This is a genomic window from Deinococcus sp. Leaf326 (assembly GCF_001424185.1).
In the GTDB taxonomy this organism is placed as follows: domain Bacteria; phylum Deinococcota; class Deinococci; order Deinococcales; family Deinococcaceae; genus Deinococcus.
The window spans coordinates 117367-125047 of record NZ_LMOM01000098.1 but is presented as its reverse complement, the minus strand read 5'-3'; the positions used below and the strand labels follow the sequence as shown (position 1 = coordinate 125047).

The 7681-nt window shown below is 46.4% G+C and carries 9 protein-coding genes and 1 tRNA gene; 1 reads left to right on the top strand and 9 read right to left on the bottom strand.

The window, feature by feature from the left end:
* Positions 1 to 355 precede the first annotated feature (355 nt).
* Genes ASF71_RS24450 through ASF71_RS24445 form a run of 3 tightly spaced genes read right to left on the bottom strand, consistent with a single transcriptional unit; the run spans position 356 to position 2278 of the window.
* Positions 356 to 841: a hypothetical protein gene (locus tag ASF71_RS24450; RefSeq protein WP_156373056.1), complete on the bottom strand. Its 486-nt coding sequence runs from the start codon at positions 839 to 841 to the stop codon at positions 356 to 358.
* Entirely contained in the window at positions 820 to 1143 is a 324-nt protein-coding gene (locus ASF71_RS23330; protein WP_082506314.1) for an STAS-like domain-containing protein, read from the bottom strand. The genes ASF71_RS24450 and ASF71_RS23330 overlap by 22 nt, the downstream gene beginning before the upstream one ends.
* A complete protein-coding gene (locus ASF71_RS24445; protein WP_156373055.1) occupies positions 1136 to 2278 on the bottom strand; it encodes a hypothetical protein in 1143 nt (380 codons plus the stop codon). The genes ASF71_RS23330 and ASF71_RS24445 overlap by 8 nt, the downstream gene beginning before the upstream one ends.
* A 78-nt stretch (positions 2279 to 2356) precedes the next feature.
* Here ASF71_RS24445 and ASF71_RS22105 point away from each other — a divergent pair, with 78 nt between their 5' ends.
* Complete coding sequence (locus ASF71_RS22105) at positions 2357 to 3025, top strand: recombinase family protein (protein WP_056304186.1); 669 nt, start codon at positions 2357 to 2359, stop codon at positions 3023 to 3025.
* A 2-nt stretch (positions 3026 to 3027) separates the two neighbouring features.
* On the opposite strand, the gene ASF71_RS24440 is transcribed toward ASF71_RS22105, so the two are convergent.
* The 6 genes from ASF71_RS24440 to ASF71_RS22090 form a co-directional block, all read right to left on the bottom strand.
* Entirely contained in the window at positions 3028 to 4095 is a 1068-nt protein-coding gene (locus ASF71_RS24440) for a hypothetical protein (protein ID WP_156373054.1), read from the bottom strand.
* A gap of 66 nt (positions 4096 to 4161) precedes the next feature.
* Complete coding sequence (locus ASF71_RS22100) at positions 4162 to 4449, bottom strand: hypothetical protein (RefSeq protein WP_056304160.1); 288 nt, start codon at positions 4447 to 4449, stop codon at positions 4162 to 4164.
* An 80-nt stretch (positions 4450 to 4529) separates the two neighbouring features.
* On the bottom strand, positions 4530 to 5981 hold the full coding sequence (locus ASF71_RS24435; RefSeq protein WP_156373053.1) for a hypothetical protein: 1452 nt from the start codon (positions 5979 to 5981) through the stop codon (positions 4530 to 4532).
* On the bottom strand, positions 5917 to 6135 hold the full coding sequence (locus ASF71_RS25945) for a ribbon-helix-helix protein, CopG family (protein WP_082506313.1): 219 nt from the start codon (positions 6133 to 6135) through the stop codon (positions 5917 to 5919). Before ASF71_RS25945 ends, ASF71_RS24435 begins: the two co-directional genes overlap by 65 nt.
* A gap of 429 nt (positions 6136 to 6564) precedes the next feature.
* Positions 6565 to 7455 (bottom strand): tyrosine-type recombinase/integrase, encoded by an 891-nt coding sequence (locus tag ASF71_RS23320; RefSeq protein WP_082506312.1) that lies wholly within the window; start codon positions 7453 to 7455, stop codon positions 6565 to 6567.
* Between the two features lie 123 nt (positions 7456 to 7578).
* Positions 7579 to 7653: transfer RNA gene (locus tag ASF71_RS22090), tRNA-Thr, on the bottom strand.
* Positions 7654 to 7681: the final 28 nt, after the last annotated feature.

Genomic DNA, 7681 nt, shown 5'->3' with positions numbered 1-7681 from the left:
GCTTGCGGATGATCTCGTAGAGATCCTGTTCCGTCAGTGGGGCGGCCATGCTGCTCATCCTAGCGAACGTGACGGGGCCGTCCGGCTCGCGGTGTCGCTAATCAGATACGGCAAAACCTCCGCGCTGGGCGGAGGTTTCCTTGGGGCCAGAGGTCGGATTTGAACCGACGACCTACTGATTACGAATCAGTTGCTCTACCATCCTAGATAAATATGCTGTCTACAGCAGTATATTGCCTGCAAATCGATGAGTCAAGCTTGAAATAGAGCAAACTATTCGTGCGGGTATCATCCCTGAAGATTATTCGTAGATAATTGTTAGATTTAAATTCCAATACTTAATAGAAGTTTCAAGCTATTTGATTGGGTATTTTGAATCATAAGCTCGTTCTATTTCATGTATTAAATCGGCGGATTTCATATGTATTGTTGTTACAAGAGAGTCATCGGCACTTTGTTGCCTGAAATCTTTCCTTGAAAAATTAGGTACGAGGGTAATAGATTGTTTAAATGAATTGTAAGAATCATTGATATTTGAGTTGATTTTTAAAAATGGAATAGTTTGTATAATCTTTCCTAGCTTCTCTAATTCCCATCTTATATTTTGCGCTTCTGATTCTCTGAAGCTTTCCTCTAAGTGAAAGTTTATCCCACTCTTTTCGGCCTCTTCTACCCTTTTTAACATGCTGTCAATTCGACCTCTAATCTCCTTTCTCTTTTCTCGATTGCTCGCCGCGTTATTATTTACCCATAGGGCTAAGCCACCTATAATGACATTGAAAAGAGTTAGAGTGGCGCTAATAATTGGCGCGTAGAAAACTAACCCTGTATTTTCTGCCATGCGTCCATCATATATCCACGAATTTCGCTTAGAAGAAACCTATCCTCACTTTTCAAGATGAGTCTTTTGTCCAAATCCGGAAGAGCAAATCCGGAATCTCTTATTAGACCTCCGAAAGCCTCTTCTAAAAAGGACGAATCATATCCTCTAGTACCATCTAGTTCTACTTCGACAGATGACTCTTCTTGAAGAGCTTTGACAAGATACTCTTCTCTGAATTTCTGGCCATTATAGTCTCCATCCTCAAAGTATCTTCCGCCGGGATACTTAGAAAACTGTTTAGATATTACGATTTTAGACATTTGTACTTTCTCCCTCAGCATTCTCGGAAATAGGAATATTCCAACTAATAAGCGTTCCCATTATAGAATCTTGATAGTCTCGACTCACAATATGGGTAATTTTACCCGCCGTAAAAACTCCTTTATTGCTATGAATCCTTAAGGAAGACGCCTCTAATGATTCAACGATACTCAACATCTTTTTAAGACCTTTGCCTCTGTTGCTAAGATTCGTGCTTGTTCTGCCGTACTCTGTTGCGTATTTTATAGATAGACTGTCTGGTGCCGGGTACTTTTCGGAAAACAGTTTGTGCAACCAATCTCTATTTGTTTTAGGTAGTGACCTGGGAATACCAATTCCCAAATCACACATTAATATTGAAAGCATATTATCTTTAACTTGTAAAAACATCCACCAACCAGCCTTATCTTTAAGATTTAGTCCATCATGTCTGTCTTCAAGATAAGCATGGTGTGTGGTATTTGTCATAGCTTCAGAGACACCTGTGTATAGCTTCCTAGAGACCATTTCGCCTAGAACATCATCTACAACTTGTAGAATAGGCTCTGTAATGTCCCCTTGAACCTTGTATCCATGTACTGCTTTCCAGTGAACAACGTCTTCGTAGGTGGGTTCGACTTTTGCCTGATTTCCAAGTAAGTCTAAAAGACCAATCTGCTTTAGAACTTGTGCTACCTTTTCTCTTTTTTCAATAAACGGCTTTGTTCTTGTAGAAAAGGATTTTTTGGGTAAAATACATCTTATCTTCACCTCTCTACTGAAACGAGCGACGAGTCTGGTGATTTCAGCATATGCAAGAAGCATGGCATCGGCTATTAGAGTTTCTGTCTCTGAAAAGTCAATTAATACATGCTTCTTCTGTATGCCTACTGTATCTCTAAGATTTTTTAGGAAATTTAGAACGTTACTTCTTTCAGATTCTACACTTAATCCAAATACCTTAGGTGCTCGGATACGGTGAAAATCTAAGTAAGTTCCCTCGACTTTGCGTACATGGATTTGCCTACGCGCCATCTGGCGTTTTAGACGGTAGGCTCTCCTGCTGCGCTCTAATTTGCCTTGACGGCGGATGCGGAACGTCTTCTGGCTCGTGCTTAGTCTTCTCACGTAATCCCATTCCGGTGTGGCATCCATCCAATCTTATGTTGTAAGCAGGGGACAAGGGCCTTGACACTTCAGCAACGAGCGTCTCCAAGGTGTTACACTATGTCTATGACCTCAAAGGCCGTTATCTACTACCGGGTGAGCAGAGAGAAGCAAGCTCAGAGCGGCTTAGGGCTAGAAGCACAAGCGGCGGCAGTAACGGCCTTCGTCCGGCAGCGTGGGCTCGAAGCGGTGGCAGAGTACACCGAGGTTGAGACAGGAACGGGCAAGAAGCGTCGTACCGAAATCTTCAAAGCGATTGAACATGCTCAGCGAGAGGGTGCCATCCTCCTCATTGCCAAGTTAGACCGGCTCTCTCGCAACCTGCACTTTGTCTCGGGTCTTTTGGAGTCGGGCGTCAAGTTCACCGCAGTGGACATGCCTGAGGCCAATCACCTGACCATTCAACTGATGGCGGTGATGGCAGAGCACGAGGCTAAAGCGATTAGCACCCGGACCAAGGAGGCACTCAAAGCAGCTAAGGCCCGTGGTGTCCGTCTCGGCTCTCAGGTGCCTATGACGGAAGCGGTGAGGGCTAAGGGAAGGGAGAAGGTCAGCCAGGGCTTTCACGAGGCTTACAAGCGGAACTACGGGTATATCCACCTGATGAGAGAGAGCGGCCTCTCTCTGCGAGCCATTGCGAGCCGGTTGAATTCAGAGGGACACCGTACCCGCACGGGAGCAGAGTGGACGGCCGTACAGGTCAGCCGGGTGCTATCTAAACTCGCTACGCAGTAGTATCAACTTATAATCATCTGGCTATGAAATTTTCGGTGCCAAGCATAATACTTGGTGTTATTATTATTAATACCTAAACAACTCAGTCCTGAAACGGCCTTAATTCTGGTTTTTAAGCCGGATGCTTTAGCTTCCCGATTTATTTTTACTATTCCGTCTGAACCTACCACTATATATCCATGCTCAAAGAGATGATCGCAGCCGAGATAGCACATTGGGGCAACAACGTTTGTATCTCGCATTTCGGAGGGAGAGCAGCGACTTCTTTTTTTAATATGAGCCGTAACTATAGAAGTTGCTGGGAATTCCTCTCCACAGATACAGCAGGGAACGATCTCTCTGCCTCGAATCATGCTTTCCCTAAGCTCACCTTGTTCAATTCGATACTTTGAAATTCGGAGCACGTCTCCTGCCTTCAAAAGACCCGTTGAGATTAAGCCCTCTAATTGCTCTTCGAGCTTAGGATCGGTAAAGTCAATCCGTTTTTGCCTTTTCCCAGAGAAACTCTGCTGATAATTTTGCAAAGTAGGAGAGCTTGAAATGAGTTTTTGGGCCCCGCTGTCACTGACAACGGTAATCCCCATTACGACGCCATCATCTCTTAGCCCTTCGCCACCTACCTGAGCTTTCCGGAACAATGGACCTGAGGCAATTCCCCCTGACAGGCTTTTGAAGCTATCGGTGTAGAGGGGAATGGGATTATTGATGACATAGAGGAATTTGTACGAGAATTCTGGTGAAACGCCATCCTCATGCCAGAGATAATGGGCTAGTTTTGGTGAGGTGAACTTAAAGTCCACTGTTCCAATCAAAACAAAACTTCCAGCAGCATAAAAGAGAACCAGATCGCCCTTCTTCATGCGTTCCCACTGAACCTTAGGTCTACCTTGCTTCTCCTTGACACCCCAAATTGTTACAGCAGGATGACGTTCAAAATAGCTGCGGCAACTGAGGTCCATATCTGTTGCCTGATCCAAGATGGTTTGGGAGGAAATCTGCTGCAGCATTGTTTTTTTAAGGTTGGCTTGGGCCTGTGGGTCGCTGCACGGCTGTAGGACAATCTGCGGCATGCCCAACTCTACCAAAAATTACGTTTGGAGCGTAAATAGGGTGAGGGGAGAGTGGGGGCAGGCTTCTCACCCCGAAGGAGAGTCTTCAATCTTCACATTGTCCAACACCCAGAGACCTTGGGCATTGAGCTTGTAGGTCTCCACCACGGTCCTCTCCTCCCCAGTCTCAAGGTAGACCTGACTGCGTTTCTTGTAGGTTGCTCCGACCTGGGGTGAAGACGCCTGAGGTTGTGAGGTGGAGCTTTTGAGCGTGGCGCTTCCCGTGATGAGAGCGAGGGCAGAAACGCCCATCAGGAGGGCATCTAGCGTTTTGTGGAGGGCTTCTTCGTAAGTTTTTAGAGTGAGATTGTCCATGAGTATTGTTCTCCTAAGACTGCTTTGGTCGGCAGTCTTTTTTAGTTTTAATTGGGTTTTGGCTGATACAGACGCTTTTCTCAACTGGCCTTGGCAACAAGCTCAAGCGTTGTGAGATATCCAGCTTCCTTGGCTCGTTGATTAACACGCCGGAGCATTTCCCATTCAAGCTTCTGTGAGCGGTCAGTTTTGTGGTAATGAATATATACACCATCGTGAAGCCAGAGGGTAATCAACATCTTTTCTTTGTTTTCCTGCGCCAGTTTAATAATAGGTTCCATGAGCCACTTCTCTCGGCTCTGCATTTCAAAAGCCATCATGGTACGGAGTTTTTTACCACTTTCCCAATCACTCCTAAAATCTGAGGCTCTGAAGACTTGCCCCTGAGCATCCACGGCCTGCTTGGTGTCTTGCAGTCGCTTCATTGCCTGCTTACGCCCTTTCAGAAGTGCCCCTAAGTATTTATTCTCCCAAAGCTCATCTGAATAGTACTGGATAGTTTTTGCGGATGTATTGGATGAATCTGCGCCAGATGTAAGTTGACCGAGCACCTGTCCATATCGGATAGCTAGGTTAACTTCGGTCATTCCAAAGGCGGTGGAATAAACCAATCTTTTCACGGAGTCCTTTAAATTTAGAGGTAGTTTCAGGCTATGGCATAATCTCACCCAAACTTCGGCAGAATGAACCAAGTCTTGAATTTCGACGACATCCCAGTGGGTAGCCATGATGGCAAGTTGGGCAGCTTTTAGGTCGTAATTCTTAGAAGGCTTGAGAATGGCCTCTCTAATTGTAGAAGAGAAGTTTTGCAAACTCACACCTGAAGTGTAAATACGCTGGGAGTTGTAGGAGTCTTGGTAGAATGGCTCAAAGGTTACTATTTTATTGAGGTTGATAATTGCTGATGCTCTTTTTTCTGGGTCTGGTATTCTATTTATCGCTTCCCGTGCCGCACTTTTACGCTCCTTATACCCTCTTTGAAGAAAAGTAGAGCACCTGCTAGAGAGGTTCAGGTACTCAATATCTGGTCGGTTAACGCTTCTCGCCATGTACTGTTCTTTTGCGGCGATAAATTGGCGACGAAGTTTTTCCTCAGCGGAGTCTGACCAAGATTCCCCAGACTCTAAATAAACCCCTTGGTACTTATCTATGGGAGGATGAAGAAGTTCTACCTTCAGTGCCTCTTGTAGGATATTAGGGAGGTTTGTCAAATCATAGGCACTGGCCCGATGCTTTTTGAAGTTGTACGGTGCATCCAGAAGGGTTAGACCTGTAGCCTCCTCAAACTCCCGGGGAAACTTCGTGGCTCGATTATAGTTACGGGATTTTCCACGGAGCTTATGACCCATATCCTCCATATCAGCTAGGAGTGACTCGGGAGAGACTGTGTATCCTGAGTCTTCATCTAGAAAACGACTGAAGAGAAGATGGTCAAGGAAGCGGGCGTAACGAGGTTCAGAGAAGGCTTCAGGAATCGTCTTCTTCGCAACTTCGTAGAAACCTCTGGTAACTAAGGTGGGTTGGTAGTACATACGCATCTCCTTCAAGGACAAGGTAGTCAATGTACAAGGCGGCACAGCGACGCAAGACAGCAGACTTAGAGAGACCACTACGCTGAGCAAGTAAGTCTAAGGCACTATCCATGTGAGCACTGAGTCGGACTGGGAGAACTCTATCTAGTTTCATAGACTACAGAGTAGAGCTAGAGGTTGGAGATAGCTAGGAAGGAGACACTAGAGCATTCTAGAGAACATACAGGTGCTTACTGATAAACTGTTCGGTACTAATCCAAGCCCTTCGTAGATGCACTTTCAAATTACTGAAGTTTTAGGGAGAACTTCCGGAATGGAAGATAAATACTTGTATCCCCCTTCTGCTTACATATGAATTGTACCCCTCTTGCATTTTGAAATGTGTGTTAGCACCCCTTGTCTCACAGGTCTAATAAATCTATTGGTAGAGGTGATTTATTTCACTAGCCTACTTATTCTGTGTGGGAGAGAGTAAGGAGGACCGGATGTACTGCCCCATAAGTACAAGGGGGTTTACAGGCGCAAAGGAAAAGCCCCCAACGTCGGTGGCACAACCGACGAGGAAGCTCGGAACAATCTGTAGCTATAGATTGTCTACGGGTGAAAATCTGAGGTGTGCTTCTTTCAGGTCATCGTCTAGAAAGCTGACGTAACGCCGGGTCATGTCCAGTGATGTATGTCCCATAAGTTGTTGGAGAGTGAAGACATTTCCCCCGTTCCTCAAAAACTCCACTGCGAATTCCCGTCTGAACGCATGAGGGGCACAGTCTTCCCGAGCTATCCCTTTATCCTTTCCAAGTTTAGCGAGGCGGATACCAACACCACTCTTAGTAAGTTTCATTCCCGTACGGCTGAGGAAAACGCTATGTACGCCAAGGTGACTCGGCTTACGCTCACGTCTGATGTACGCCGTGATTGCCTGCATAGCCTTAACACCAATGGGTACGAACCTCTCTTTGGCTCCCTTCCCCATGACACGCAGCAAGCCCCGATCAAAACGTAAATCCTCTGTGTCAAGCTCTATAAGCTCTTGCAGACGTATACCCGTGTCAAAGAGTGTCAGGATGATTGCAGTGTCCCTAAGAGGCTGTTCTGAAGCCTTAGAGGCCAATAGAAGACGCTTAAAGCCCTCTGGTACAACAGCGGGCTGACGCTCCCGAGGCAGGGAGGGGAGAGAGAGTCTCTTGGCTGGATTACGCTCTATCAACTCTTCCGCAAAGGCCCAATTAAATAGGGCTTTGAGAGCCCGCCCATGAGCGTGAACGCTTCCTGGCGCAAGCCCCCGCTCTTCGAGACGGAGAAGGAAAGCCCGGAGATGAGTTGTGGTGATGTCTGGGAGAACTTCCACTCCAATCTCACCGATAAATTTCCGGAAATGGCTCTGCGTATGCCGGTAGTACTGCATGGTGGCTGGGCTGCGTCTCCGTACTTTGAGGTGGTAGAGGAACTGTTCCCAGAGGTCGTCTAAGGTCATGATGGACCCTCCTTAGACAAGGTTTCCGGCTTTCGGGAGAGCGACTTACCACGAACCATTCGTAAGTTTGCCCTAAGTACAAAAAGCAAAAAATCCTCCGTCTAGGACGAAGGATTCTCTTGTTGGGGCCAGAGGTCGGATTTGAACCGACGACCTACTGATTACGAATCAGTTGCTCTACCCCTGAGCTACACTGGCGCACGCTTTGAGGGTTCCGTTCGGAATC